At 60.4% G+C, this 26,582-nt stretch carries 24 protein-coding genes; 17 read left to right on the forward strand and 7 right to left on the reverse strand.

Annotation, left to right across the window (positions count from 1 at the left end; all coding sequences use genetic code 11):
* The first annotated feature begins 123 nt into the window (after positions 1-123).
* From flhA to N5D22_RS07055, 9 genes are all read left to right on the forward strand, one after another.
* Positions 124-2,211: a flagellar biosynthesis protein FlhA gene (gene flhA, locus N5D22_RS07015; protein WP_279654952.1), complete on the forward strand. Its 2,088-nt coding sequence runs from the start codon at positions 124-126 to the stop codon at positions 2,209-2,211.
* Positions 2,208-2,963 carry a flagellar biosynthetic protein FliR gene (fliR, locus tag N5D22_RS07020; protein ID WP_279654953.1) on the forward strand — a complete coding sequence of 252 codons (756 nt, stop codon included), beginning with the start codon at positions 2,208-2,210 and terminating at the stop codon, positions 2,961-2,963. Before flhA ends, fliR begins: the two co-directional genes overlap by 4 nt.
* A 15-nt stretch (positions 2,964-2,978) precedes the next feature.
* Positions 2,979-3,398 (forward strand): hypothetical protein, encoded by a 420-nt coding sequence (locus N5D22_RS07025; protein WP_279654954.1) that lies wholly within the window; start codon positions 2,979-2,981, stop codon positions 3,396-3,398.
* A gap of 113 nt (positions 3,399-3,511) precedes the next feature.
* On the forward strand, positions 3,512-4,069 hold the full coding sequence (locus tag N5D22_RS07030; protein WP_279654955.1) for a rod-binding protein: 558 nt from the start codon (positions 3,512-3,514) through the stop codon (positions 4,067-4,069).
* Positions 4,070-4,098: 29 nt separating this feature from the next.
* On the forward strand, positions 4,099-4,467 hold the full coding sequence (locus tag N5D22_RS07035) for a hypothetical protein (protein WP_026363659.1): 369 nt from the start codon (positions 4,099-4,101) through the stop codon (positions 4,465-4,467).
* Positions 4,467-5,015, forward strand: coding sequence for a flagellar basal body-associated FliL family protein (locus N5D22_RS07040; RefSeq protein WP_279654956.1), 549 nt, complete (start codon positions 4,467-4,469; stop codon positions 5,013-5,015). Before N5D22_RS07035 ends, N5D22_RS07040 begins: the two co-directional genes overlap by 1 nt.
* A gap of 191 nt (positions 5,016-5,206) precedes the next feature.
* Positions 5,207-5,881: a WecB/TagA/CpsF family glycosyltransferase gene (locus N5D22_RS07045; RefSeq protein ID WP_279654957.1), complete on the forward strand. Its 675-nt coding sequence runs from the start codon at positions 5,207-5,209 to the stop codon at positions 5,879-5,881.
* Between the two features lie 114 nt (positions 5,882-5,995).
* Positions 5,996-7,771 carry a GumC family protein gene (locus tag N5D22_RS07050; protein WP_279654958.1) on the forward strand — a complete coding sequence of 592 codons (1,776 nt, stop codon included), beginning with the start codon at positions 5,996-5,998 and terminating at the stop codon, positions 7,769-7,771.
* A 77-nt stretch (positions 7,772-7,848) separates the two neighbouring features.
* Positions 7,849-8,748, forward strand: coding sequence for a bifunctional methylenetetrahydrofolate dehydrogenase/methenyltetrahydrofolate cyclohydrolase (locus tag N5D22_RS07055; protein WP_279654959.1), 900 nt, complete (start codon positions 7,849-7,851; stop codon positions 8,746-8,748).
* An 18-nt stretch (positions 8,749-8,766) separates the two neighbouring features.
* On the opposite strand, the gene N5D22_RS07060 is transcribed toward N5D22_RS07055, so the two are convergent.
* Positions 8,767-9,792 carry a LacI family DNA-binding transcriptional regulator gene (locus N5D22_RS07060; RefSeq protein ID WP_279654960.1) on the reverse strand — a complete coding sequence of 342 codons (1,026 nt, stop codon included), beginning with the start codon at positions 9,790-9,792 and terminating at the stop codon, positions 8,767-8,769.
* Between the two features lie 275 nt (positions 9,793-10,067).
* Here N5D22_RS07060 and N5D22_RS07065 point away from each other — a divergent pair, with 275 nt between their 5' ends.
* The 8 genes from N5D22_RS07065 (at position 10,068) to N5D22_RS07100 (ending at position 17,797) form a co-directional block, all read left to right on the forward strand.
* The gene (locus tag N5D22_RS07065; protein ID WP_279654961.1) at positions 10,068-11,429 is read left to right on the forward strand and encodes an ABC transporter substrate-binding protein; all 1,362 of its coding nucleotides are present in this window, start codon (positions 10,068-10,070) and stop codon (positions 11,427-11,429) included.
* A 105-nt stretch (positions 11,430-11,534) separates the two neighbouring features.
* A complete protein-coding gene (locus N5D22_RS07070; protein ID WP_279654962.1) occupies positions 11,535-12,548 on the forward strand; it encodes a sugar ABC transporter permease in 1,014 nt (337 codons plus the stop codon).
* 1 nt (position 12,549) lies between these two features.
* Entirely contained in the window at positions 12,550-13,710 is a 1,161-nt protein-coding gene (locus tag N5D22_RS07075; RefSeq protein ID WP_279654963.1) for a carbohydrate ABC transporter permease, read from the forward strand.
* A gap of 37 nt (positions 13,711-13,747) precedes the next feature.
* Positions 13,748-15,403 (forward strand): alpha-glucosidase family protein, encoded by a 1,656-nt coding sequence (locus N5D22_RS07080; RefSeq protein WP_279654964.1) that lies wholly within the window; start codon positions 13,748-13,750, stop codon positions 15,401-15,403.
* A gap of 20 nt (positions 15,404-15,423) precedes the next feature.
* Entirely contained in the window at positions 15,424-16,512 is a 1,089-nt protein-coding gene (gene ugpC, locus N5D22_RS07085) for a sn-glycerol-3-phosphate ABC transporter ATP-binding protein UgpC (RefSeq protein WP_279654965.1), read from the forward strand.
* Between the two features lie 240 nt (positions 16,513-16,752).
* Complete coding sequence (locus N5D22_RS07090) at positions 16,753-17,109, forward strand: hypothetical protein (RefSeq protein WP_279654966.1); 357 nt, start codon at positions 16,753-16,755, stop codon at positions 17,107-17,109.
* A 128-nt stretch (positions 17,110-17,237) separates the two neighbouring features.
* Positions 17,238-17,501, forward strand: coding sequence for a type II toxin-antitoxin system ParD family antitoxin (locus N5D22_RS07095; RefSeq protein WP_279654967.1), 264 nt, complete (start codon positions 17,238-17,240; stop codon positions 17,499-17,501).
* The gene (locus N5D22_RS07100) at positions 17,498-17,797 is read left to right on the forward strand and encodes a type II toxin-antitoxin system RelE/ParE family toxin (protein WP_220319285.1); all 300 of its coding nucleotides are present in this window, start codon (positions 17,498-17,500) and stop codon (positions 17,795-17,797) included. The genes N5D22_RS07095 and N5D22_RS07100 overlap by 4 nt, the downstream gene beginning before the upstream one ends.
* A 100-nt stretch (positions 17,798-17,897) precedes the next feature.
* On the opposite strand, the gene N5D22_RS07105 is transcribed toward N5D22_RS07100, so the two are convergent.
* The 6 genes from N5D22_RS07105 to N5D22_RS07130 all read right to left on the reverse strand — a co-directional run bounded on the left by N5D22_RS07105 (position 17,898) and on the right by N5D22_RS07130 (position 26,485).
* On the reverse strand, positions 17,898-19,262 hold the full coding sequence (locus N5D22_RS07105; protein ID WP_279654968.1) for a metallophosphoesterase: 1,365 nt from the start codon (positions 19,260-19,262) through the stop codon (positions 17,898-17,900).
* 219 nt (positions 19,263-19,481) lie between these two features.
* Positions 19,482-21,302, reverse strand: a complete 1,821-nt coding sequence (edd, locus tag N5D22_RS07110) for a phosphogluconate dehydratase (RefSeq protein WP_279654969.1) — start codon at positions 21,300-21,302, stop codon at positions 19,482-19,484.
* A gap of 125 nt (positions 21,303-21,427) precedes the next feature.
* Positions 21,428-22,126, reverse strand: coding sequence for a 6-phosphogluconolactonase (gene pgl, locus N5D22_RS07115; RefSeq protein ID WP_279654970.1), 699 nt, complete (start codon positions 22,124-22,126; stop codon positions 21,428-21,430).
* Positions 22,127-22,136: 10 nt separating this feature from the next.
* Positions 22,137-23,612, reverse strand: coding sequence for a glucose-6-phosphate dehydrogenase (gene zwf, locus N5D22_RS07120; RefSeq protein WP_279654971.1), 1,476 nt, complete (start codon positions 23,610-23,612; stop codon positions 22,137-22,139).
* 137 nt (positions 23,613-23,749) lie between these two features.
* Positions 23,750-25,036, reverse strand: coding sequence for an FAD-binding oxidoreductase (locus N5D22_RS07125; RefSeq protein WP_279654972.1), 1,287 nt, complete (start codon positions 25,034-25,036; stop codon positions 23,750-23,752).
* Positions 25,037-25,048: 12 nt separating this feature from the next.
* Entirely contained in the window at positions 25,049-26,485 is a 1,437-nt protein-coding gene (locus N5D22_RS07130) for a glutamine synthetase family protein (protein WP_035260676.1), read from the reverse strand.
* Between the last annotated feature and the right edge of the window lie 97 nt (positions 26,486-26,582).

The following is a 26,582-nucleotide window of genomic DNA, read 5'->3' on the forward strand; positions in this document are numbered from 1 at the left end:
TTCAGCGGCTAGGGATAGGCGGAAAGCATCGGCCCGAATTGCGTGCGCTTTTCGAAAACCGGTGCCGCGGAACCGTGCGACGGCTTTTCCGTCGCCCTTCTCATGAAGAGACAGGACGAATTCATGGCGCAGCCACCAGTCATTTCCTTGCCCAAGGTCAGTCCGAGCACGCGTGACATTGGTTTCGCGCTGGGCATTGTGGCGATCCTTTGCGTCCTCTTCCTGCCCATTCCGGTCATGCTGGTGGACATCGGCCTTGCCTTTTCCATCGCGCTTTCGGTCCTCATCCTCATGGTGGCGCTCTGGATCCAGCGGCCGCTGGATTTCTCGTCTTTCCCGACCGTGCTGCTGATCGCGACCATGATCCGCCTGTCGCTGAACATCGCGACGACGCGCGTCATTCTTTCGCATGGCAACGAGGGGCCAACGGCGGCGGGCGGCGTGATCGCCGGTTTCTCCAGCCTCGTCATGTCCGGTGATTTCGTCATCGGTCTGATCGTCTTCCTGATCCTGATCACCGTCAACTTCATCGTCATCACCAAGGGTGCGACGCGTATCGCCGAAGTCGGTGCGCGCTTCACCCTCGACGCCATTCCCGGCAAGCAGATGTCGATCGATGCGGATCTGTCCGCCGGCATCATCGACGAAAAGGAAGCGCAGCGCCGCCGCCGCGAACTCGAGGAGGAAAGCTCCTTCTTCGGTTCGATGGACGGCGCCTCGAAATTCGTGCGCGGCGATGCCATTGCAGGCCTCATCATCACCGCCATCAACGTCTTTGGCGGCATCATCATCGGTTATTTCCGCCACGGCATGCCCATCGGCGAAGCGGCCGACGTTTTCGTCAAGCTTTCGGTCGGTGACGGTATCGTCTCGCAGATCCCGGCTCTGATCGTATCGCTTGCCGCCGGCCTTCTGGTATCGCGCGGCGGCACGGCCGGATCGACGGATCAGGCGGTCGTCAACCAGCTGAGCGGCTATCCGCGCGCGCTGATGGTTTCGGCCATGCTGATGGGCCTGCTCGCCATCATTCCGGGACTTCCTTTCCTGCCCTTCATCTTCCTCGGCGGCATCATGGCCTTCGGCAGCTGGTATATTCCGCGCCAGGCGGAAGCCGAAAGCGCGCTGCGGCGTCAGGAAGAGGAGAACAAGGTTCTCCAGACCAGCGAGGCGGAAAAGGATTCGGTCAAGCAGGTGCTGAAGACGGCCGAGATCGAACTGGCGCTCGGCAAGCAGGTTTCCACCCGCCTTCTCGGCGCGCATCAGGAACTGGCGTTCCGCGTCGGCAAGATGCGCAAGAAATTCGCGACCCAATACGGTTTCGTCGTGCCGGAGATCAAGGTCTCCGACGATATCATGATCCCGGAAAAGGCCTATCAGATCCGGGTTCACGGCACGACCATCGCATCCAGCAACCTGCGCGTCGGCGATGTTCTCGTCGTGACGGGGGCAGGGCGCAAGCCAAGCATCCCGGGCGATGAAATCCGCGAACCCGCTTTCGGCATGCCAGCCGTTTCGATCCTCGAAACCTTCACCGAGGATCTGAAGCGTGAGGGCTTCCATCCGATCGACAATGTTTCGGTGGTGCTGACGCATCTGAGCGAGGTCATCCGCAACAACCTGCCGCAGCTTCTGTCCTACAAGGACGTCAAGATCCTCATCGACAGGCTCGATCCTGAATACAAGAAACTGGCCGACGAGATTTGTTCGTCGCACATGTCCTATTCCGGCCTGCAGGCGGTGCTGAAACTGCTGCTCGCCGAGCGCGTATCGATCCGCAACCTGCATCTCATTCTCGAGGCGGTGGCCGAACTCGCGCCGCATGTGCGCAAGACGGAACAGATCGTCGAACATGTGCGGGTGCGCATGTCGCAGCAGCTTTGCGGCGATCTGGCCGACAATGGCGTGTTGCGCGTGCTCCGCCTTGGCAACAAGTGGGACATGGTCTTCCATCAGGCGCTCAAGCGCGACCAGAAGGGCGAAATCGTCGAATTCGACATCGATCCCCGCCATCTCGAGGAGTTTTCCGAGCAGGCGTCAAAAGTTATCCGTGAATTCATGGACCGCGGCCTGCCCTTTGTCCTTGTAACCTCGCCGGAAACGCGGTCCTATGTGCGCATGATTATCGAGCGACTCTTTGCGACCCTGCCGGTTCTCTCGCATGTGGAACTTGCCAAGGGTCTCGAGATCAAGATTCTGGGCGCCATTTCATGATAACCGACCCGCAAGGGACAATTATCGCATTGTTCCTTGCCATCTGCCGCATCGGCGCCTGTTTCATGACCATGCCGGGCTTTTCCAGCTCACGCATTTCACCGCAGATCCGCATGCTGCTCTGCGTCGCCGTGTCCATGGCGCTTCTGCCGGTCCTGTGGGACACGATCTATCCGAAGGTTTCCGGCGCCAGCCAGGCTGCGGTCGTCGGCCTCATCTTCACCGAACTCCTTATCGGCGCGATGTATGGGCTGATCGCGCGGTTCTACACGCTCGGTTTCCAGTTCACCGGCGCGCTGATCGGCGCTTCCATCGGCCTCAGTGCGCCGGGCGGTGCCGATCCCATCGAAGACGTGCAGGAAAACCAGATCGCCAACTTCATCACCTTCGGTGGCCTGCTGGTGCTGTTCATGCTGGATTTTCACCATATCGTCCTGAAAGCGCTGGTGGATTCCTATACCGCCATGCCGGTCGGAGCGCTCATCAGCGGACAGAAGATGCTGATTACGCTCACCGATACGCTCAGGGCCTCCTTCTCGATCATGCTGCGGCTGGCAAGCCCCTTCGTGATTTATGGTCTGATGTTCAACGTCGCGGTTGGCCTCATCAACAAGCTGGCGCCGCAGATTCCGGTGTTTTTCATATCGACGCCTTTCATTCTGGCAGGCGGTCTTTTCATGCTCTACCTGTCGGTCGCGGCCCTCATCCGGCAATTCGTGGATGGTTTCGGCCCGGTCTTTATCGGCTTTTGATCGGGAGAAAACGCCATGGCTTCGGACAAGCGCTCGGAAAAGCTCAAACGCCTGGTAACGGTGCAGCGGCACATGGAAAAAATGGCCGAGGTGGAACTGGCCGACACCACCCGCACCCGCACCGAAGTGGCGCAATCCATGGAAAACGTGCTGGAAGCCATGAGTTCCATGGAGCCGGTGCACCAGACATTCTCCAGGCACTATTCGGACCGCTACGGCCGTCTCGTCGTTCAGGACCGCCAGCTCGCCGGCATGCAGCAATTGCAGGAAAACAAGGTGTTGAAGGAAAAGACCAAGGCCGACAGGCTGGAGGACAGGATGCACGTCGCCCGCGATCTCGAGGATCGCGAGGCGGATGATAATGCAATCTATGATTTGTTGGAAATTACGAATGCGTCCCACACACCAGCCTCCAGCAAGGTTGGCGATCCATAGTCTATCCCATTGTTGCATCGCGGGTGTTTTGAAGACGCCTCCGGCGATGTTTCTTGATTGAGCGAACGCGCCGGTTTTGGTCCGGCACGTTCGTCAGCTCGGGAGATCGGGACGTGGCGATATCGATTATAAGCGATCTGGTGATGGATGTGGTTCGTGCGGCGGACCCCCAGGAAGTTCAGGTCGCCCAGGAAAAACTGAAGGCGAACAAGGCGGCCTTTGCCGCGACCAGCCTCGCCGATGCCGGCAAGGGTTTTGGCGCCGCCGTCGATATGCTGGATGGCGCCTCCTCGAAGGCCGGTCTTGGCGACACCAATATTCGCTCGGCCCGCACCGAAATTCCGGAAACATACCGCAAATATGAAGCCTCCGTGCTCCAGACCTTCGTCGCCAACATGCTGCCGAAAGACAGCGAGGAGGTTTACGGCAAGGGTAATGCCGGCGAAATCTGGAAGAGCATGATGGCGGAACAGTTTGCCGACACGATTTCCAGAAATGGCGGCGTCGGCATTGCCGAACAGGCATACAAGGATGCGTTGCGGAAAGCCGAAAGCAAAGGCATCACCGACGTATCGATGAATGAAAAAGACCACAATGCTGCAATTCGGATGGTGGCGGAGTTCGAGCGGCAGGTCCTCGGCGTTTCCAATGATAAAACGGACGAGGCTTGATAATGAAAAACCCTAACGAGGAGACAAGCATGGACCTTATGTCGAACGACCACCGTATCCAATCCGTTCTCGGCCGCCTTGAGATGATCATCGACAACGAGAACGACAATATCGGTAAGGACCCGCAGTTCGACTTCAAGGTCTCCAACGCCCATAAGAGCCGTTGCCTCTATGAGCTGACGATGCTGTTCCGCGATACGCCGCGTGAGGAAATCGCTGCCGGTTACATGGAGCAGGTCAAGGGCATCAAGTCCAAGCTCGCAACCAATGCCAGCCGTGTCGAGGCGCATCTGAATGCGGTTCGCGCTGTCGCGGATCTGCTCAAGAACGCGATCCAGGAGGCCGATACGGACGGCACCTATTCGCAGGAACAGTTCATGTACGGCGCAGCCTCCTGATGTTGAAGCTTCTTCTCACCGGCGTCTGGGTTTGCGCCGTCACGCTCGGCGCGGTGTATTTCTCCGTCCAGATGGCGACGGCGCCCGCGCCGGATGAGGCGGGGGCGAAAAAGGCCAATCTGCAACTGGTCAAGGGTGAAAGCATCACAATCCCTGTCATCAATGACGGCGGGGTGAACGGCTATTTCCTCAGCCGGATTTCGCTGCGTGTCGACAAGGCCAAGATGGCGAAGATCGAGCTGCCGGCAACGCAGCTGATGACCGATGAACTGTTCACGCTGCTCGCCGGCTCTTCCATGGTCAATATCGCCAATATTTCCACCTTCGATCCCGAAGCCTTCAAGCAGCGCATCCGCGAGGGGCTGAACAAGCGGCTCGATGACGAGGTGGTCGAGGACGTGCTGATCGAACAGCTCGATTACCTGTCGAAGGCCGACATTCGCGAGCAGAACGGCAATGGCACACCCCGCTCGGTCAAGCTCGTCGAGGGCGAGAAGGCCGAGAAGGCCGAGGCTGGAAAAGAAGCGGCGGCAGCGCCAGGCGGCTGACGGCGAGACCTTTGGCGGGCACGGACCTGTGTCGCCTTTCTGGTTAATCATCCCTTGCCCTGTCCGTGAGCATTCGAGAGATTGCTTTCAAGCTAAATTCAACCTGCACCTGTATAACAAATCCATCAACCACCGTCCCGCAGGCCATGCGTCGGATCGGTGGCGACGGGATTGGTTTTTGGGGGTCGGCAATGAGTTTCGCGTCAGGTCTCGCGCGGCGGGAATCGCAACGGAATATCCACGGACTGCGCGTCTGTGATCTCGATTGGAACGCGGCGCTGGAATTGGTCAGCGGCAGGGCTTCGGCCGGTGAAGGGCACACGATGCTCTCCTTTCTCACCATCGAGAAGGCAAAGCTCTCACTCAGGGATGGCGCTTACCGGCAGATTCTGGAAAGCTGCCTGCTTCTGCCGCAGGGCGAGAAGATGAAAGCGGCGGCGCGCAGAGAACATGGTGAGCCTCTGCCCGTCGTCATCGATGGCGTCGCCTTCGTCATGGCGCTTCTGACCTATATGGCCGTGCCGAAACGGATCGGTGTTGCGGGAGACGATACGGCGCAGATCGGCGACGTTCTCGCCAGGCTGCGCGCGCATGCGCCCTGGCACGACTTCGTCATGCTGAACAGGGATGCATCCGGTGTTAAGGTGGATGTTCTCCTGGCGGGAATGTTGAAGGAAAATCAGGAGACATGGCTGCATCGCACCGTCAGCCGCGAGGATGCGCGCGTCACCATCGCAGTCGGCCCGCTGTTCAAGGTGCTGTCGTTGGAAGTGGCCGGCATGCCGGAAATCTTCCGCAAGCTGCATATGAGCTGGCTTTACAGCCTTTGCGCGGAACCCTGGCATATCGCGCTCGGCAAGAGCTGAGGCGGGTCTCGCAGGCCCCGCGTTAACCATTTGTTTGCCACGATCCTTTAACCTCTCGTAAGGTTTTGACAGTTGCCCATCGCGGGCGGCACCGAGGGCGGCAGACGGCTTCAGATGGTTGATGACAATCCGGATATGATGGCGGTACGCCCTGACGGGGACGATATCGCCGCGCCCGTATCGCAGTGGCGCAGGCATTGTCTGCGGCTTCTGACGGCCGGCTGCATCGCGGCCGCCACCGTTACCGGCGCTGCCCTCCCGCTTCTCATCGTCGATTCCGGCTTTCGCGGTTATGTTTCGCAGGCCCGGATCGAGGTCACCCAGACGGCTTATGACGCCCCCGATGCAGCCCGCTTTCTGGCGATGGCGCGACGCACCCTGCTTTCCCCATCCGGGCTCGACCGGGTGACCGCCGATCTCAAGCTGAAACCCGCCGATATGGTCGGCGTCCGCAATCAGGGCGAGTTGGGCCTGCTTTTTGATCTTTTGACCGGTGCGGATGCACGTGCGCTCTCCCCGCGTGAGGCGCTGAACGGCGCCGTGGGCGAGGCGATCCGGCTGGAGCTGACCCCGGATGAAAATACGCTGATCGTGACCGGCAAGGCCGCGACGCCCGAAACCGCCATGCGTCTGACGGACTATCTGTCGATGCGGGTCATGGCGGATGGCAAGGCCGGCACCATGACACCCGCCATGCGCGAGATGGAGAGGGCGCGGACAAGGCTGGACGAGACGGAAGCGGCGCTGAACGGTTTCCAGATGCGCCACGGCGATGCCGTGATGTCGGAGGCCCAGCAGCTCGAGCAGCAATTGCGTGACGTCAACGACAGTCTGGCGCGGATCAACCAGCAGCAGCAGTCGCTTCAGGCTGACCTTACGGCGGCTTTGGCCCTGAAGCCGAACGACGTGTTTTCCAGGCCTCTCCCGGTCGGCATGGCGTTTTCGGCGCTGGAGGATGTCAGGCAGAAACAGGCGAGTGCCAGCATGGCGCTTTCCGCCGTCTCGGTGGATTACGGCCCGAAACATCCGCGCCGCATCGCCGCGCAGAACGCCGTGGATGCCGCGCAGGCACTTGCCGCTCCCGCATTGCGCCAGGTGGTCGAAGGTCTGCGGGCGGATGAAAAGCGGGTCGCCCAGGAACTCGCCGCGGCCAATAGCGAGCAAAAGACATATCTCGACCGTCTGAACAGCCTTGGTGTTGCCCCCGGTGAATTTTCCAGACTGCAAAGTGAGCTGGAAACGGCACGAAACACCTATCTGGAAGCGAGCGAACGCCGGGATCTGTCCGTCTCCGCAACGCCTGCCATCGAAACCCGCCTGACGAAAAAGGCCGCACCGGGAGAATTGTCCCGCGACCGGACGCAGGCGGCCATCTTGGCGGGCGGCGGGGCGCTGATCGGCCTGCTTGGCAGCCTCTATCTCCTCAGTTACCATCGTCACGACGGCGAAGAGGAGGGCGCACCGGCCACCGAAAACGGCGAAGACATGGCGTCCTCCGTCGTAGCGCCGGAATTTTCGGAATTCGAGCCGATCGAGCCGGCCGTGTTCGACGATCTGCCGCCTCTCGCCGCTGCGGCGAATGTTGAGCAAGAAGAAGACAGCTTCGCCGACTATTACGGCGAGGCCGCAAATGACGCTGACGATGAGGCCGACGATATGCCGCTGGACGAGCGCGTGCGGCAGGTGCTGATGGGCAATCGCACCGTGAGAACTGCGGATTCTGCTCCGTCCGGGCTTCCGCCATTGCTGGCCGAGGCCCTCGCCGGGCGCTTCGATCATGCGGAGGCCGAAGCCGAGGAACTGATGGAATTGCGACGCGAATTGGCGTTCCTGAGAGAGCGTCTCGCAGATTACGCCGACCGTCGCGAGGACTACCGCAAAACGGCCTGAAAACGCCGCATTTTCGCTTGCATTCCTGCGAAGGGGGCACCATACGGAGCCTACGTAACCCAGCAGGAGCAGGACGCATGGCAGTTGTGATTGACGGGAAGGCGAAGGCGGCTTCGGTAACGGAGGCAGTCCGCAAATCGGCGGAAGCGCTCGAGGCGGAAAAGCGCGTGAAGCCCGGCCTTGCGGTTGTCATCGTCGGAAATGATCCGGCCAGCCACGCTTACGTGAACTCCAAAAGCAAGATGGCCAAGCAATGCGGCTTCAACTCCGTCCAGCACACGCTGCCGGAGGAAACGACGCAGGCCGATCTCCTGAAGCTGGTCCGCGAATTGAACGCCGATGCCTCCATCCACGGCATTCTGGTGCAGCTGCCGCTGCCGAAACACTTCAATTCCGATGAGATCATCCAGTCGATCCTGCCCGAGAAGGATGTGGATGGCCTGAGCGTGCTGAATGCCGGCAAGCTCGCGACCGGCGATCTCGCCACCGGCCTCATTTCCTGCACGCCCGCCGGCGCCATGCTTCTGGTGCGCGGCATTCATGGCGACGACCTTTCCGGTCTGAACGCCGTGGTCATCGGCCGCTCCAACCTGTTCGGCAAGCCCATGGGCCAGCTCCTGTTGAACGCCAACGCCACGGTGACGATGGCGCATTCACGCACGAAGGATCTCGCCGCGGTCTGCAAGACGGCGGATATTCTGGTGGCGGCGGTCGGTCGCGCGGCGATGGTTAAGGGCGACTGGGTGAAATCGGGCGCGACCGTCATCGATGTCGGCATCAATCGTATTCCCGCGCCGGAAAAGGGCGAGGGCAAGTCGAAGCTGGTGGGCGATGTCGCCTTTGATGAGGCAAGCGCCGTGGCTGCCGCCATCACGCCCGTCCCCGGCGGTGTCGGCCCGATGACGATCGCCATGCTGATGGCCAATACCGTCATCGCCGCCCATCGCGCGCTGGGTCTGGTTGCGCCGAAGTTCTAAGCGGTTGGAAACGGCCAGTTACGCTTTCGGCGCCGGCCCCGTCGAAGCGCGTACCACAAGTTCCGCCTTCCAGAGTTCCTGATAGGGTTCCGTCTGGTTGAGCTTGATGCGGTTGATCAGGCGCTGACCCACGCGCACCCCTGCGGCCCTGAGCGACGAGCGGGTGGTGGTGAGCGGCACGGAAAAATTATCGGGCTTCAGCAACGGCAGCACGTCGTCATGGGCGATCAGCGAAACATCCCTGCCAGGTTTTAATCCCCGCTGGTTGAGCGAGCGGATTGCCCCGAGCGCGAGCGCGGTACTGGCGCAGAGAATGGCGGTCGGCCTTTCCGGGCGTGAAAGCAGGGCTTCCATGCCGAGATAACCTTCCTCGTCGGTCATGCTGCTGTGCCGCTTATTGTCCGGGTGTAGGGAAAGGCCATCGGCCGCCAGCGCCTTTTCCACTCCGAGACAGCGCCGGTAGGTGAAGTCATAGCCTTCCGGGCCATTCAGCAGCCCGATCCGTGTATGGCCAAGCTGGAGAAGAAGCTGCGTCGCATCACGGAAGGCGCCCTCATTGTCCACATCGAGATAGGGATAATCTTCTGCCACGCCGACGGAACGGCCATGCACGAGGAAGGGCAGGGAGAGCGATTGCATCATGGCGATGCGTGGGTCGTTCTTCTTCATATAGGCGAGATAGATGCCGTCGACGCTGCCGCTTGCCGCCAGACCCCGCAGGGCTTCGCGCTCCTTTTCCGGCTCCGTCGGCATGATGACGAGATGAAAGCCGCTGCGCGACGCTTCCTCACCGAGGCCGCTCAGGAACTCGCCGAAATGCACATCCGAGCGGTGATGCTCGCCGATCGGCATGACAAGGCCGATGGAACCGACCTTGCCGGTTGCCAGCCGCTGGGCTGCGGCATTGGGGCGATAGCCCGTCTTTTCGGCGGCTTCCATGACGCGCCGGCGGGTCTCGGCGCTCACCTCCGGATAGCCGTTGAGCGCCCTGCTGATGGTCGTCTGCGAAATGCCCAGCAGCTGCGACAGCTGTTTCAGGTTCATGTCTCTCATTTCCTCCATGCGCGCGCCTCTGGAGCATGGCAAAGCCTCTCCTCAACTCCCAAAGCGCTTTAGATTTTTATCAGCCCAGACCGGATTTCTCAATCGAAAAGGATAGCCGCCTTCTTAAATAAATACGACTATTCGTAAGGAGCTGCAACGTTTCCGCAGAAAGAGCCTCTTGACTCCATCTTGATGACAATGAGATGAATAGGCAGCCAAAGCGCTTTGATTGAGAGGGGCGCTTTGAGCCTTTTATGTGATGGGAGGTAAATCACATGCGGAAGACTCTTTTGGCGACGGCTGCCGTCATGGCGTTGCTGTCCGGTGCGGCCTTTGCCGCCGACCTGAAATTCGCACCCGGCCAAGATGCCAAATTCAACTGGAAAAGCTATGAGGACTTCAAGGCGGCCCATGCCGACCTGAAAGGCCAGACGCTGACGATTTTCGGCCCCTGGCGTGGTGAGGATGAGGCGCTGTTCCAGTCGGTGCTTGCCTATTTCGCCGATGCGACCGGCGTGAATGTCCGTTATTCCTCGTCGGAAAATTACGAGCAGCAGATCGTCATCGATACGCAGGCGGGTTCGCCGCCCAATATCGCCATCCTGCCGCAACCCGGCCTTCTGGCCGATCTCGCCGCCAAGGGCTTCCTCGTGCCGCTCGGCGATGCGACCGCGAACTGGGTCAAGGAAAATTACGGCGCGGGCCAATCCTGGGTCGATCTCGGCAGCTACAAGGGCAAGGACGGCGCCAAGGCCTATTTCGCTTTCCCCTTCAAGGCGGACGTGAAGTCGCTCGTCTGGTACGTGCCGGAGAATTTCGAGGAAGCGGGCTATGAGGTTCCGCAGTCCATGGAGGACCTGTTCAAGCTCACGGACCAGATCGTCGCCGATGGCGGTACGCCCTGGTGCATCGGCCTCGGCTCTGGCGGCGCCACCGGCTGGCCGGCCACCGACTGGGTGGAAGACCTGATGCTGCGCACGCAGCCGCTCGACGTCTACCAGAAGTGGACGACCAACGAGGTGAAGTTCACCGATCCGGCCGTGGTCGAGGCGATCAACGAGTTCGGCAAATTCGCCAAGAACGAAAAATATGTCAGCGGCGGCGTTGCGGCCGTGGCCTCCACCGACTTCCGCGACAGCCCCAAGGGCCTCTTCGACATTCCGCCGAAGTGCTACCTGCACCATCAGGCGTCGTTCATTCCGTCCTTCTTCCCTGAGGGCACCAAGGTGGGGACGGATGCGGATTTCTTCTACATGCCGACTTATGCGTCCAAGCCTGATCTCGGCAAGCCGGTTCTCGGCGCCGGCACGCTCGTCACCATCACCAAGGAAGCGCCGGCCGCCAAGGCATTCGTCGAATTCCTGCAGACCCCCATCGCCCACGAGGTATGGATGGCGCAGTCCAGCTTCCTGACGCCCTATAAGGGCGTGAATGTCGACACCTATGCCAATGAGCAGATGAAGCGCCAGGGTGAAATCCTGACGACCGCGACAAGCTTCGGTTTCGATGGTTCCGACCTGATGCCCGGCAAGATCGGTGCCGGCGCGTTCTGGACCGGCATGATCGATTTCGTCGGCGGCAAGTCCGCCGATCAGGTCGGGAGCGATATCCAGAAGGCCTGGGACGGCCTGAAGTAAAGATATCGGATCAGGCCCGGCGGTTTGCTGCCGGGCCCTTACCAACGGCGCTGCCCCGACGACCGCATAAATCAGCGCGGCGCGGAGAGGATCAAGGGAGGGAACATGGCTCAACAACTCGTTTCGGCCATCGGCGTGATGGTGGCGGGGGTCTTTGCCTGCGCTGCTTATTACTGGCTATCCGATAAAGTGCTTCAGGCGATCTTTCCGGTCCGCTCGGGAGACGTGCTGCAGGCATCCCGCAACCTCAATCGCCGCGCGGCGGTCCGGCCCTGGCTGTTCATCGGCCCGGCTTTGATCCTTCTGCTGGTCTATCTGGTCTACCCCGTCATCGCCACGCTGATCCTGTCTTTCTATGACCGGACCGGCAGCGAAGTCGTCGGTCTCGCCAATTATCGCTGGGCGTTTTTCGATGCCGGTTTCCGGCAGTCGATCTTCAACAATATTCTCTGGCTCGCCGTCGTGCCGGCCGCCTGCACCTTCTTCGGCCTCGTCATCGCCGTCATGACCGATCGCATCTGGTGGGGCAACATCGCCAAATCCATCGTCTTCATGCCGATGGCGATTTCCTTCGTCGGCGCCTCCGTCATCTGGAAGTTCATCTATGAATACCGTGCCGAAGGGCAGGTGCAGATCGGCCTCTTGAACGCCATCGTCGAGTTTTTCGGCGGCAATCCCGAGGTCTGGATTTCCATGCCCTTCTGGAACAATTTCTTCCTGATGATCATCCTCATCTGGATCCAGACCGGTTTTGCCATGGTCATCCTGTCGGCAGCGCTGCGCGGCATCCCGGAAGAGACCATCGAAGCGGCCGTCATCGATGGCGCCAATGGCTGGCAGATCTTCTGGAAGATCATGGTTCCGCAGATCTGGGGCACCATCGCCGTCGTCTGGACGACGATCACCATCCTCGTGCTCAAGGTCTTCGATATCGTGCTGACCATGACCAACGGCCAATGGAACACTATGGTTCTCGCCAATCTCATGTTCGACTGGATGTTCCGCGGTGGCGGCGACAGCGGCCGAAGTGCTGTTATCGCGCTCATCATCATGGCGGCCGTCACCCCCATCATGGTCTGGAACATCCGCCAGGCGAACCGCGAGATGGAGGGCCGCTGAGATGAATATTTTCAAACGCCTTCGCCGCGTCGGCCTGCCGCGCCTCATCGTCCATGCCAGCGTTCTGGTCGTCGTGCTGCTCTGGCTCCTGCCAACACTCGGCATTCTCGTCAGCTCGCTGCGCGACAAGGACCAGATCACGGTCTCCGGCTGGTGGACGGCCTTCTCCAGTTCCGAACAGACCTCGGCGGTGCGCCTCGCCGATGCTTCCATGCAGAAGCAGGATGGCAGCCGCTATGTCATATCAGGCAATGTTTTCGAAAACGGGCAGGGCGGCAAGGTTGCGGCCTTTGGCGTTCGCGTACAGGAGCCCACGGCGTTCAAAGCCGGCGAGGCGGCCGATATCGGTGACGGCGAAACATTGCTCGTCAATACGGACGGTACCTATGAATACAGCAAGGCCTTGAGCTTTGAAGGCTCTCGCGGCAAACGCGTCTATATCTCCGTCGCGACGCCGCCCGTCTTCACGCTCGATAATTATCGCACGGTTCTGACCTCGGAAGGCATCGGCCAGTCCTTCGTCAACTCACTCACCGTCGCCGTGCCGGCAACCGTCATCCCGATCCTCATTGCCGCCTTCGCCGCTTATGCGCTGTCATGGATGAGCTTCTCCGGCCGCAATCTGCTGATTGCCATGGTGGTGGGCCTGATCGTCGTGCCGTTGCAGATGTCGCTGATCCCGCTTCTCAGGCTCTATAATGAAATCGGCACCATCTTCGGCGTGCCGTCCAAGACCTATGCCGGCATCTGGCTGGCGCACACCGCCTTCGGCCTGCCGCTCGCCATCTATCTGCTGCGCAACTATATTTCCGGCCTGCCGAAGGAGATCATCGAAAGCGCCCGCGTCGATGGCGCGAGCGATTTCGAAATCTTCGTCAAGATCATCCTGCCGCTCTCTTTCCCGGCGCTCGCTTCCTTCGCCATCTTCCAGTTCCTGTGGACCTGGAACGACCTGCTCGTCGCCATGGTCTTCCTCGGCACGCAGAAGGACGAGCTGGTGCTGACCGGGGCCTTGAATGCGCTGCTCGGTTCGCGCGGCGGCAACTGGGAAATCCTCACCGCCTCGGCCTTCGTCACCATCGTTGTGCCGCTCTGCGTCTTCTTCGCCCTTCAACGTTATCTCGTGCGTGGCCTGCTCGCAGGCTCCGTCAAGGGAGGCTGATCATTCCATGAACGCCCATACCAGACAGGACACTTCCATGACCGCTTCGGTGACTTCCGCTTTGACGCCCAACAAGGACTGGTGGCGCGGCGCTGTTATCTATCAGATTTACCCGCGCTCCTATCAGGACTCCAATGGCGACGGCATCGGCGACCTCAAGGGCATCACCGACCGGCTGGCGCATATCGCCAATCTGGGTGCCGACGCCATCTGGATTTCGCCCTTCTTCACCTCGCCGATGAAGGATTTCGGTTACGACGTCTCGAACTATGTCGATGTCGATCCGATGTTCGGCACACTTGCCGATTTCGACGGGCTGATCGCGGAGGCCCATCGCCTCGGCATCCGTGTCATGATCGATCTCGTCATGTCGCATACCTCGGACCAGCACCCGTGGTTCGTGGAAAGCCGCGCCAGCCGCAGCAATCCGAAATCGAACTGGTATGTCTGGTCGGACAGCAAGCCGGACGGCACGCCGCCCAATAACTGGCTGTCGATCTTCGGCGGTTCCGCCTGGCAGTGGGATCCGACCCGCATGCAATATTACATGCACAACTTCCTGACCTCGCAGCCGGACCTCAACCTGCATAATCCGGAAGTTCAGGAGGAGCTGCTTGATATCACCCGCTTCTGGCTGAAGCGCGGCGTCGATGGTTTCCGCCTCGATACCATCAACTTCTATTTCCACGACCTCGAGCTGCGCGACAACCCGGCGCTGGCGCCGGAGCGCCGCAATGCCTCCACCGCCCCGGCGGTCAATCCCTATAACTTCCAGGAGCATCTCTACGACAAGAACCGCCCGGAAAATATCGCCTTCCTGAAGCGCTTCCGTGCGGTGCTGGACGAGTTCCCTGACATCGCCGCCGTCGGCGAAGTGGGCGACAGCCAGCGCGGTCTCGAAATCGTCGGCGAATATACCTCCGGCGATGACAAGATGCAGATGTGCTACGCCTTCGAATTCCTCGCACCCGACGCGCTGACCCCGCAGCGCGTTGCCGATGTGCAGGCGGATTTTGCGAGAGCCGCCCCGGAAGGCTGGGCCTGCTGGGCTTTCTCCAACCATGATGTTGTGCGCCACGTCAGCCGCTGGGGCGAGCATGTCGAGGATAAGGACGCTTTCGCCAAGGTTCTATCGGCACTGCTTATGACGCAGCGCGGCTCCGTCTGCATCTATGAGGGCGAAGAACTCGGCCTTACCGAAGCCGATATCGCCTTTGAGGATTTGCAGGATCCATACGGCATCCAGTTCTGGCCGGAATTCAAGGGCCGCGACGGTTGCCGCACGCCGATGGTGTGGGATGCCGGACATGCGCAGGCGGGCTTCTCGACGTCGGAAAAGACGTGGCTGCCCATTCCGGCCGAGCACAAGCAGCGCGCCGTCAACGCCCAGCAGGGCAACGAGGCCTCGGTGCTGGAACATTACCGCCGTTTCCTGAGCTTCCGCAAAAAGCATCCCGCTTTTGCCAAGGGCGGCATCGAATTCCAGCCGGTTGAGGGCGAAGTGCTGAGCTACACCCGCACGCTCGGCAATGAAACCGTTCTGTGCCTCTTCAATCTGTCTGCAACGCCGGCAAAGGCGACGCTGCCGGAAGGGAACTGGGAGGTTCTCGAAGGCCACGGCTTTGCAGGCGGTCTTGAAGGCAGAAGCGTAGAACTTCCGGCATGGGGCGCATTCTTCGCCCGTTACGCCTGACAGATGAGGGAGGAACACCCATGACAAGTCTCGTTCTCAAGGATATCCGCAAATCATACGGGCAGGTGAAGGTCCTGCACGGCATCGATCTGCAGATCGAACAGGGCGAATTCATCGTTTTCGTCGGCCCCTCGGGCTGCGGAAAATCGACGCTGCTCCGCATGATCGCCGGTCTGGAGGAAATCACCGGTGGCGAGATGTATATTGACGGCCAGCTCGTCAATGAAATCCCGCCCTCGCGGCGGGGTATTGCCATGGTGTTCCAGTCCTATGCGCTTTATCCGCATATGACGGTTTACGACAACATGGCCTTCGGCATGAAGATCGCGAAAGAGAACAAGCAGGAGATCGACCGCCGCGTGCGCGCCGCCGCCGAAATCCTGCAACTGACGCAATATCTGGAGCGACTGCCCAAGGCGCTCTCCGGCGGCCAGCGCCAGCGTGTCGCCATCGGCCGCGCCATCTGCCGCAATCCCAAGGTCTTCCTGTTCGATGAGCCCTTGTCCAACCTCGATGCGGCGCTGCGTGTCGCCACCCGCATCGAGATTGCCAAGCTCAACGAGCAGATGGCCGATACGACGATGATCTACGTTACCCACGACCAGGTGGAGGCGATGACGCTGGCGGACCGTATCGTCGTTCTGAATGCCGGTCGTGTGGAGCAGGTGGGTGCGCCGCTCGAACTTTACGAAAGGCCGGCCAATCTCTTCGTGGCGCGCTTTATCGGCTCGCCGGCCATGAACATCATCGCCGCCAAGATTACCGGAACCGGCGAAAAGACCTCGATCGAACTTGCCGGCGGCAAGACGCTCGCCGTTTATGTTCCCACGCCCGCAACCGAAAAGGGCAAGGCGGCAAGCTTCGGTGTGCGGCCGGAAGATCTGAGCATCGTTACCGGTGACGACTATCTTTTCGAGGGGAAGGTCTCGATCGTCGAGGCGCTGGGTGAAGTGACCCTGCTTTATCTCGAAGCGCCCAAGGGGCAGGAGCCGATCATCGTCAAGGTGCCGGGCATCGTTTCCGTCGGCAAGGGTGAAACACTGCGTTTTGCCGCGCCGCAGGAAAAGCTCCATCTTTTCGATGCGGACGGCAAGACCTATCGTAAATAATTGCCATGAACACTGAAAAACATGCCCGGAGCATCGCTGTTCCGGGCAGTTTTGCGCGGTTTATACCCCTGTGGAAAAATCGCGGAAATGTCCCGCTTCCGGTCTGTTTAAGGCTGCGCTGATATGAATTGTTAAAGACTATGGCATAGTCTCGATCCATTGATTGAGCATGGGGGTCTCGGCGTGCAGAGCGGTGCGGGTGTCATCAGGAATCATTACCTGAGCAAGGAAGAATCCTTCATGTATGACCGCGAAAGCCGGTTTCGCATGGAAGATACCATGAACGCCGCTCGCATCGAATATACCGAAAAGGCCGTGATGCACATGGCGGCGCGGCGCTGCGACGTCATCCGCATCTCCCAGACCGAAGCGGTGCTGGCGCTGCTCACCAAATATAACCTGCCGCACCAGTTCTATCTCGATATTCCCGATGCCCGCATCACCAAGATCGGCTGTGTGATGTTGCGCGTCAACGCCAACAACACCATCCACGTCCGCTTCCTGCGCATGCTGACACAGAAGGAACTGGACCGCATTTTCGTGTTCAGCACGCATCCGGCGCATAAGGACCGGAAGCTCGATATCCGGTCGTTCTGAAGTCCTCTCGACCATTGACGAAAATGGTCTGACCGGTTGTTTTAACGGTTTGCGTTGTTGTGGCCGTCACCTGTCGTTGCTAACTATTATCATCGGATGGTATAGGTGGAGGCAGAGAGGATATCGGCATGGCAAGCAGTGCAAATCTCGGCCGTCACCTTGAAAGCTATGTTTCCGATCTTGTGAAGTCGGGACGCTACAACTCGCGCAGTGAAGTACTGCGGGAGGGCGTTCGGTTGGTTGAAGAGCGTGAAAAAAGGCTGGCGGCTCTCGATTTGGCGATTGCGCGCGGTATCGCCGATGCAGATGCCGGACGGACTACACCAGTAGACGATGTTGCCTCTCAACTTAGCGCCAAATACCGGAAGATGGCGGAAGAACGTGGACTGTGATCGTTGTTCTGACCAACGAAGCCAAGGCAGACCTGGAGCGTATCGGCGATTTTATTGCTGTCGATAATCCGCGGCGGGCGGAAACATTCATCGCCGAACTGCTGGACCGCTGTCTAAGACTGGCGGAAATGCCGCAAGCCTATCCCTTGGTACCCCGTTATGAGCAAAGCGGCATTCGCCGTCGTCCCTATGAAAACTATCTTGTTTTCTATCGCGTCACCCAAACGCGTGTGGAGATTTTGCACATTCTGAATGGTGCTCAGGATTACGAATCCATTCTCTTCCCGCAGTCCTAATTCGTGCCGTACCCTCAAATCGTGGCACAATTGCGCGGCAATGAATCAGTCGTCTGTGGAACAGTGAGGAGGACTGTCACCGCCTGCGGCATATGCGACCTTAAGAAAGCCCGCCCAGAACCGTCTGCTTCAGCTTCACATCGGGCACTTCGGTAAAGGTGAGGTCGCTGCGGCCGAAATAGGATTTCTGGTTGGTGGCGGACCAGTCGTTGCAGACCAGCCTGTAGCGCTCTTTCACGTCCGGCTTTTCCGGCATGGCGTAGAGATAGTCGCCGGTGCGCGCAGCAAGCGGAATGTCGCCATCCTGGTTGCATCGCTCAAGGATTCGGACAAGCGCCTCGCCATCCACTTCCGTCACCATTAGCTTGCCGTCGAAACGCAGCGAGGCGTTGAAATCGTAGCGACGAATATCACCTTCGGGCAGGCCAGCGCCGAAGGAGGTGTGGCCGACGAAGCCGACATCCGCGCCGGTTTTTGCGGCGATGAGCTGCGCCACGTGGCGGCCCGCCTCATCGACGGTCATTGCCTTCGCCGATTTACCGACGATTGCCTTTTCTTCGGCCGTGAGGTGCTTTTCGAGCGTCTGTTCGATCAGTGTCTTGAGAGCGGGGGAGGCGGGAGCGCCACTGTCTATGGCGACAGTCTCGACGGTCGGTGCCTTGCCGGGACCGGTGATCGTCGCGACCGTCATGGAGGTGCACCATGAACCGGTATGGACATAGCGGGTAGCGCCCTGTTCATGCACGAAGTTCAGATGGTCATGGCCGCCGACCAAGAGGGTGCCATCCGGCAGGAGCGGCAGTATATCGCGGTCGGCGACAACGCCGGCATGGCTGAGAACGATGTTGATCGCGCCCGATTTGACGATACCAGGGAGATTGGCCTTGGCCCATTCCACAGGCTGCGGAATGTCGAGCATCTCGCGCGTGGCCTTCGGATAGGTGTTGATCGCATTGGTGGCGAGGCCCGCCACGATGACCCGCTGTTCGCCGACGCTGACCGCGGCACTTGCGGGCGCATAGGTTTTGCCGCTGCGCTTGTCGATGATGTTGGAAAGCACGGTGATGCCGAGCGCGTGGGCGCGGCTGACGAAATTGGCAAGGTCGCTGTCGATATCGGGCTCATGATTGCCGATATTGATGACGGTGGGGGCAAGCTTGGCGAGCGCCGTGAGGAAGGTCCATTCGATTTCGCCGGCCGAACGTGTGGCCACCGCATTGCCGAGTTCGAAAAGATCGCCATTCAGCAAGATGATGTGCGGCGTCTTGTCGGCGGCGATCCGCGTTTCGATGGCCGAGAGAAGCTGGCCGATGCGCTCATAGGCCGAATGCAGGTCGGAGATGACGATTGCACGCAGCGCCACATCCTGCGCCATGACAGGTGTCGCCGCCGCCATCAGCGGCAGCATGGCGGTGCCCGCCATGAGCTTGAGCACATCGCGGCGTTTGCTTGAGAAAATCGTCATGTCCTGGCCCCATCATCCGAAACTGCGCCGTCGTCCCACGGCTGGCTGAGAAGGCCCTAAAGGGCGATCATCACAGCCGCATGACAAGTCTGACGTTTAAGAAATGGGAAATAAAGCGGTTTCTGCGCCCGATCTTTCGGGGCAAGCAAGTGTAGTCAGGCGATGCTGCAAAGTGGGGTTGAAAGGCGAGGGCCGCATCCGGCCTTCGCCTTTCAAAAATCAATGAAACAGGACGCTGGCGCCCTGATCGGCCGGACCGGCATTGCGGCGGAAGGGGGCGAAAAGCTCGCGGCCCATGCCCCATTCATTGCCGGAAAGATCGGCCCGCGCCGGTTCGCGTTTCGCCAGTTCGGCGGCGGAAACGAGCACTTCCAGCGTTCCCGAAATGGCGTCGAGACGGATGATGTCGCCATTGCGGATGAGCGAGATCGGGCCGCAGTCGGAGGCTTCCGGCGTGACATGGATGGCGGCCGGCACCTTGCCGGAAGCGCCGGACATGCGCCCGTCGGTCACCAGCGCCACCTTGAAACCGCGATCCTGCAGCACGCCGAGCGGCGGCGTCAGGCGGTGCAGTTCCGGCATGCCATTGGCCTTAGGTCCCTGGAAGCGGACGACGGCGATGAAGTCGCGGTTGAGCTTGCCGTCCTTGAACGCGTCCTGAAGCTCCTGCTGATCATGGAACACGATTGCCGGTGCTTCGATGATGTGGCGTTCCGGCTTGACGGCGGAAATCTTGATGACCGATTTGCCGAGATTGCCGGTCAGCATCTTCAGGCCGCCGGTCGGCTGGAACGGGGTCTCGATGCTGGAAAGCACCTTCGGGTCATGGCTTTGCTCGGGGGAGGGCTGGCGTACAACCGCGCCCTTCTCATCAAGCATGGCATCCACGGTGTAAGCATCGAGGCCCTGTCCGAAGACGGTGCGCACATCGTCATGCACGAAGCCCTGTTTCAGCAGCTGCTTGATGAGGAAGCCCATGCCGCCGGCGGCGTGGAAATGGTTCACATCGGCAAGACCGTTCGGGTAAACGCGGGCGAGCAGCGGCACGATGTCGGAAAGATCGGAAATATCCTGCCAGGTGAGGATGATGCCGGCGGCGCGCGCCATGGCGATCAGATGCATGGTGTGGTTGGTGGAACCGCCCGTCGCATGCAGGCCGACAACGCCGTTGACCACGGATCGTTCATCGATCATCTCACCCGCCGGCGTGAATTCATTGCCCTGGGCGGTAATCGCCAGCGCCCGCTTCGTTGCCTCGCGCGTCAGCGCATCGCGCAGCGGCGTGCCGGGATTGATGAAGGAGGAACCGGGCATATGGAAGCCCATGATTTCCATCAGCATCTGGTTGGAATTGGCGGTGCCGTAAAAGGTGCAGGTGCCGGGACCGTGATAGGATTTCGATTCCGCTTCCAGAAGCTCGGCGCGGCCGACCTTGCCTTCGGCATAAAGCTGGCGGATGCGCGATTTCTCATCATTCGGCAGGCCGGATGTCATCGGGCCGGCGGGAACGAAGACGGCGGGCAGATGGCCGAAGGCGAGGGCTGCGATGACGAGGCCGGGCACGATCTTGTCGCAGACGCCGAGATAGACGGCGGCGTCGAACATGTTGTGCGACAGGCCGATGCCGGCCGCCATGGCGATGGCGTCGCGGGAAAACAGCGAAAGTTCCATGCCGGGCTGGCCTTGCGTCACACCATCGCACATGGCGGGAACCGCGCCTGCCACCTGGGCTATGCCGCCCGCTTCTTTTGCCGCATCGCGGATGATCGCCGGGAAAGTCTCATAGGGCTGGTGCGCCGAGAGCATGTCGTTATAGGCGGTGATGATGCCGAGATTGGGGACCCGGTCGCCGGCAAGGATGTCCTTGTCGGCGGGGGAACAGACCGCAAATCCATGCGCGAGATTGCCGCAGGAAAGCACGGAACGGTGAACGCCTTTCGAGACCTGCAGCCGCAGCCGCTCGAGATAGGTCTCGCGGTAGGGCTTGGAACGTTCGACGATGCGGGCGGTGATGGCCTGAATGCGGGAATCGGCGGACATGGGCGTTCATCCTGTTCGTTGGTCGGCAACCGGCGTTCCGGGAGGTGAACGGCCGGTTGTCGTGTTTCAGTCTTCATGTCTTCGGGGCGCTTTTCGCCGGCCGCAGGTCGCGGCGGTGGCGTGGCTTAGGGCGCCCAGTATATATCCACAGGCGTTTCTGCCCGGTTCAGCACGGCGCGGATCGGCATTTCATCCTCATCCTCGCCCGACTGCGCCTTCTCCAGCGTCGCCTTCTTGGCAGCACCTTCGATATGGAGCACCAGAAAATCGGCATCGTGCAGGCTGGAGAAGTTGAAGGTCAACCGCTCCTCTCCCGCATTCTCCGCCGCCATGGTCAGGACGCCGCGCGGTTCATCAAGGTCCAGCGCTTCGTAGAGATTGTCTCCACCGGGGAAGAACGATGCCGTGTGGCCATCCGTTCCCATGCCGAGAATGACGACATCGAACGGGTCGCAGATCGCCTCGGTCTTGACGGTCGCAAGCGTCGCCGCATCCTCCGGCGAGGCCGCCGGCTGGAACAGCGGCACGAAATAAGCCGCCTTCGCCTTGTCCTGCAAAAGGTTCTCGGCAACGAGGCGGTGGTTCGAACGGTCGCTTTCCGGCGGCACGAAACGCTCATCCACCAGCGTCACGCTGATATTGGGCCAATCGAGATCGTGCTTGGAAAGCGCCTGAAAGAACAGCTTGGGCGTCGAACCGCCGGATACGGCAATGCTTGCCGCACCGCGATCCTTGGTTGCCGCATCAAGGCGTTTGGCAACCTCCGCCGAAAGAGCGGTTGCCAGTTCGGCGGCGGTGTCGAAGACGTGGATCGTTTCGCTCATCGCCGGGCCCTCAGTCGGCATCGTGCCAGGTGCGGCCGTCACGCTCGATCAGCGCAATCGAGCCGCTCGGACCCCAGGTGCCGGCGGTATAACCCTGCACACCCTGTCCCAGATCTTCCCAGCTCTTGAGAATGGGGTCGATCCAGTCCCATGCGGCCTCGACCTCGTCGCGGCGCATGAACAGCGTCTGGTTGGAGCGGATGGTGTCCATCAACAGCCGCTCATAGGCATCGGGGCTGCGCACGTTGAAGGCTTCGGCAAAGCTCATGTCGAGCGAGACCTGACGCAGCCGCATGCCGCCCGGGCCGGGGTCCTTGATGAGCAGAGACTGCTTGACGCCCTCATCCGGCTGCAGGCGAATGACCAGCTTGTTGGCCTCGATCTTGCCGGCCGCATCGTCGAAGATCGAATGCGGGATCTGCTTGAAGGTGACGACGATTTCCGAAACGCGGGTCGCGAGGCGTTTGCCGGTGCGGATGTAGAAGGGAACACCGGCCCAGCGCCAGTTGGCGATTTCAGCCTTGATGGCGACGAAGGTCTCGGTGTTGGAAACGCCGCCTTCCAGCTCTTCCAGATAACCCTTGACCGGGCCGCCAGCGGAAGCGCCGGCGCGGTACTGGCCGCGCACGGTCAGCTTTTCGACATTGCTGGTGTCGATCGGCTTCAGCGAGCGCAGGACCTTGAGCTTTTCGTCACGCACGGCTTCGGCATTCATGGATGCCGGCGGCTCCATGGCGACAAGGCAAAGCAGCTGCAGGATATGGTTCTGCACCATGTCGCGCAGCGCGCCGGCCTTGTCGTAATAACCGGCGCGGCCTTCAAGGCCGACCGCTTCGGCAACGGTGATCTGCACGTGGTCGATATGGGCGGAGTTCCACAGCGGCTCGTAAAGCGCATTGGCGAAACGCAGCGCCATCAGGTTCTGCACCGTCTCCTTGCCGAGATAGTGGTCGATGCGGAAGATCTGCTCTTCCTTGAAGACGTGGCCGATGGTGTCGTTCAGTTCCTGTGCGGAAGCCAGATCGCGGCCGATCGGCTTTTCAACGACGATGCGGGTCGAGCGGGTGATGAGCTTGTGCTCGCGGATCTTGTCGGCAATATCGCCGAAAATACCGGGTGCTACGGCCAGATAGAAGGCGCGCACGCGCTCCTTGCCCTCGTCCAGCAGCTTCTTCAGCACATCCCAGCCATTGTTGCCCTTGGCATCGACTGGCACGTAGAAAAGCCTGTTCAGGAAGATTGCAACCTGCGCATCGTCATATTCGCCGGCCTTCAGGTGCTCCTTCAGCGCGTCCTGCGCGAATTTGCGATATTCCTCATGGGTCATGACCGAGCGCGACGCACCGATGATGCGGGTCGGCTCCGTGAACTGGCCTTCGACCTGCCGGTGATAAAGGGCCGGCAGAAGCTTGCGCTCGGCAAGATCGCCCGTGCCGCCGAAAACGACACAATCAAAAGGTTCAACAGGAATGATCTGACTGCTCATATCGATTCTCTCGATCTTCAAGGGTTGGGGGCATCAATAATCTAATCGATTTAAAAATGCCAGACTCAGTTATGTGAAATTATGAATTTTGCTTCCGCCAACTCGTCCGCCGCCGGCAACAGTCTGTAAACATTGGCCTAAAACCTGTCTCGCAACGCGTACCAGGAAAGCGCCAGGAAAAGCAGCGGCGCGCGCAGCGACGCCCCGCCGGGGAAAGACGGCACCTTCAGCTGCGCGAAGGGCGCCAGCATGTCCTTTTTGCCGAGAACGAGATCGGCATAGAGCTTGCCGCAATAATTCGACAGCATCACCCCATGGCCGGAATAACCGCCGATGGAGGTGACGCCGGGCATGACCTCGCGCACGAAAACTTTGCGCGGCAGGGTAATGCCGACGGAGCCGCCCCAGGAATGGCTGATCTCTATATCTTTCAGCGCAGGATAGATTTCCGCGATCTGCCGGCGGATGTGGCTGGAAATATCGCGCGGCGTATCCGCCGTATAGGCTTCGCGCCCGCCGAACAGCAGCCGGTTATCCGCCGTCTTGCGGAAATAGCGCACCACGAACCGCGAATCCGCCACGGCCTCCCGGTCGGGAATAATGTCGGGAAACGCATCCAGCGGCACGGTGGCGCCGATGAAGGAACGGATCGGCATGATATGGGCGGCGGTCACCGGTTCCAGATTGCCGATATAGGCATTGGTGGCGATCAGCACGCGTGGCGCGGTGATCGTGCCGAAGGGCGTTTCGATGACGGTCTTGCCGCCCGCTTGCCGGATGGACTTGGCGGGGGTCATTTCATGAATGGCGGCGCCTGCCGCTTGCGCCGCCTTCGCCAGCCCGACGAGCAGCTTCAGCGGGTGAATGTGGCCGGTGCCGGTATCGCGCGTGCCGCCGAAATAATGGGTGGAACCGACGCGTTTGCGCGCCTCGCCACGCTCCATGTAGGAAATATACGGATAGCCGTAGCGATTGTTCATCGCATCGACGCTTCGGCGATAATCGTCCTCGTAAGCCGCCTTGTGCGCCACATAGAGCTGCCCGGGAAGATATTCCATGTCGATGCCGCGATTGACGGCGAAACCGCGCACGTAATTCTTGGCGTCCTCGGCAATGTCGAACAGCAGCTTCGATTGCTCGAAGCCGATCTCTTCTTCCATCTCGTCGGGGAAGGAACGCTGGCCGGTGCCGAATTGCCCGCCATTGCGGCCGGAAGCGCCGTCACCGAAACGATGCGCTTCGACGAGGGCGACGGAGACGCCGTTTTCGGCGAGGTTGCAGGCGGCCTGAAGACCGGTATAACCGCCGCCGATGATTGCGACATCAACCTCTTTTGACCCGTCGAGGGCAGGATAGTCCGGTCGCTCGCCGACGGTTGCCTGATACCAGGAAATTCCCGGCGCAATCGGGCTTTGCCATGTCATGCTCGTGGTCCCTCACACGTTGAGAAGCAGGAACTCGCGCTCCCAGGGGCTGATGACCTGCATGAAGGTCTCGAACTCCCCGCGTTTCAGGCCGGCATAAAGGCCCACGAATTCATGGCCGAACACCCGGTCGAACTGCTCTTCGCCTTCCAGCAGCGCCACGGCTTCCAGAAGACCGCGCGGCAATTCGATGGAACCCTCATTGGCGGTATCGGCGGTAGGTTCGGTCGGCTCGATATTGTTGACGATGCCGAGCCAGCCGCAGCCGAGCGAGGCGGCAAGCGCCAGATAGGGATTGGCGTCCGAACTCGGCAGGCGGTTTTCGACGCGCCGCGCCTGCGGACCGGAAATCGGCACGCGGAAGGCGGTCGTGCGGTTGTCGTAACCCCAGGCATTGTTGACCGGGCAGGCCATGTCGGGCGTCAGGCGACGATAGGAATTCACATAGGGCGCCAGCATGACAAGGGCGTTCGGAACATAACGCTGCATGCCGCCCACGAAGGAGAAGAATTCTTTCGAAGGGCTGCCGTCGGCATTGGAGAAGATATTGCGGCCGCTGTCGATTTCCACCACCGACTGGTGGATGTGCATGGCCGAACCCGGCTGGCCCTGCATGGGCTTGGCCATGAAAGTGGCGTAAATGCCATGCTTCAGCGCCGCTTCGCGGATGGTGCGCTTGAACAGGAACACCTGGTCGGCAAGCTCGATCGGGTCGCCATGGCGCAGGTTGATCTCAAGCTGCGCCGGGCCTTCCTCATGGATCAGCGTGTCGATCTCGAGACCCTGTTTTTCGGAGAAATGGTAGATGTCGTCGATCAGCTCGTCGAACTCGTTGATGCCGGCGATGGAATAGCTCTGCCCGCCGACGATGGAGCGGCCGGACCGGCCCTTCGGCGGATGCAGCGGATAGTCCGGGTCGTCATTCATGGCGACGAGGTAGAATTCAATTTCCGGCGCAACAACCGGCTTCCAGCCCTTTTCGGTATAGAGCGAAAGCACGTTCTTCAGCACGTTGCGCGGCGTGTAGGGCACGAAATTGCCTTCGGCGTCCACTACGTCGCAGATCACCTGCGCGGTCGGGTCCGTTTCCCAGGGCACCACGGAAAGGGTGGAAAGATCGGGCACCAGCTTCAGGTCGCTGTCGCGCGGCTCGTAACGGAAATTCGCGGTCTCGTCGGGATATTCGCCTGATATCGTATGGCGGTAGAGCGCGGATGGCAAAGCAAGCGAGGTATCGCCCGTGAACTTCGCCGTCGGCATCATCTTGCCGCGCGGAACGCCGGCAAGATCGGGCGTGATGCATTCTATGTCTTCGATCCCGCGCGCCCGCAGCCATTGCGCGGCTTCGCGCCAGGAGGAAACGCCACGGGGGGAGGAGAGGTCGAGGGGAGGTGTCTTTGCCATGGTTGCCTGTTTCTTCGGGCGGAGCATGGTTTTCTTGGCGGGCATGTATCACCGGGTCTGTGTTTCGACTGACGCCATCATAACCGTAGTTTGGCAATTGGCGAGGGGGAAAGCGCCATTGACAAGCGGCGGCACTTCGAAA

The sequence above is a fragment of the Agrobacterium sp. GD03872 genome, from assembly GCF_029840625.1.
GTDB classification, from domain to species: domain Bacteria; phylum Pseudomonadota; class Alphaproteobacteria; order Rhizobiales; family Rhizobiaceae; genus Agrobacterium; species Agrobacterium fabrum_A.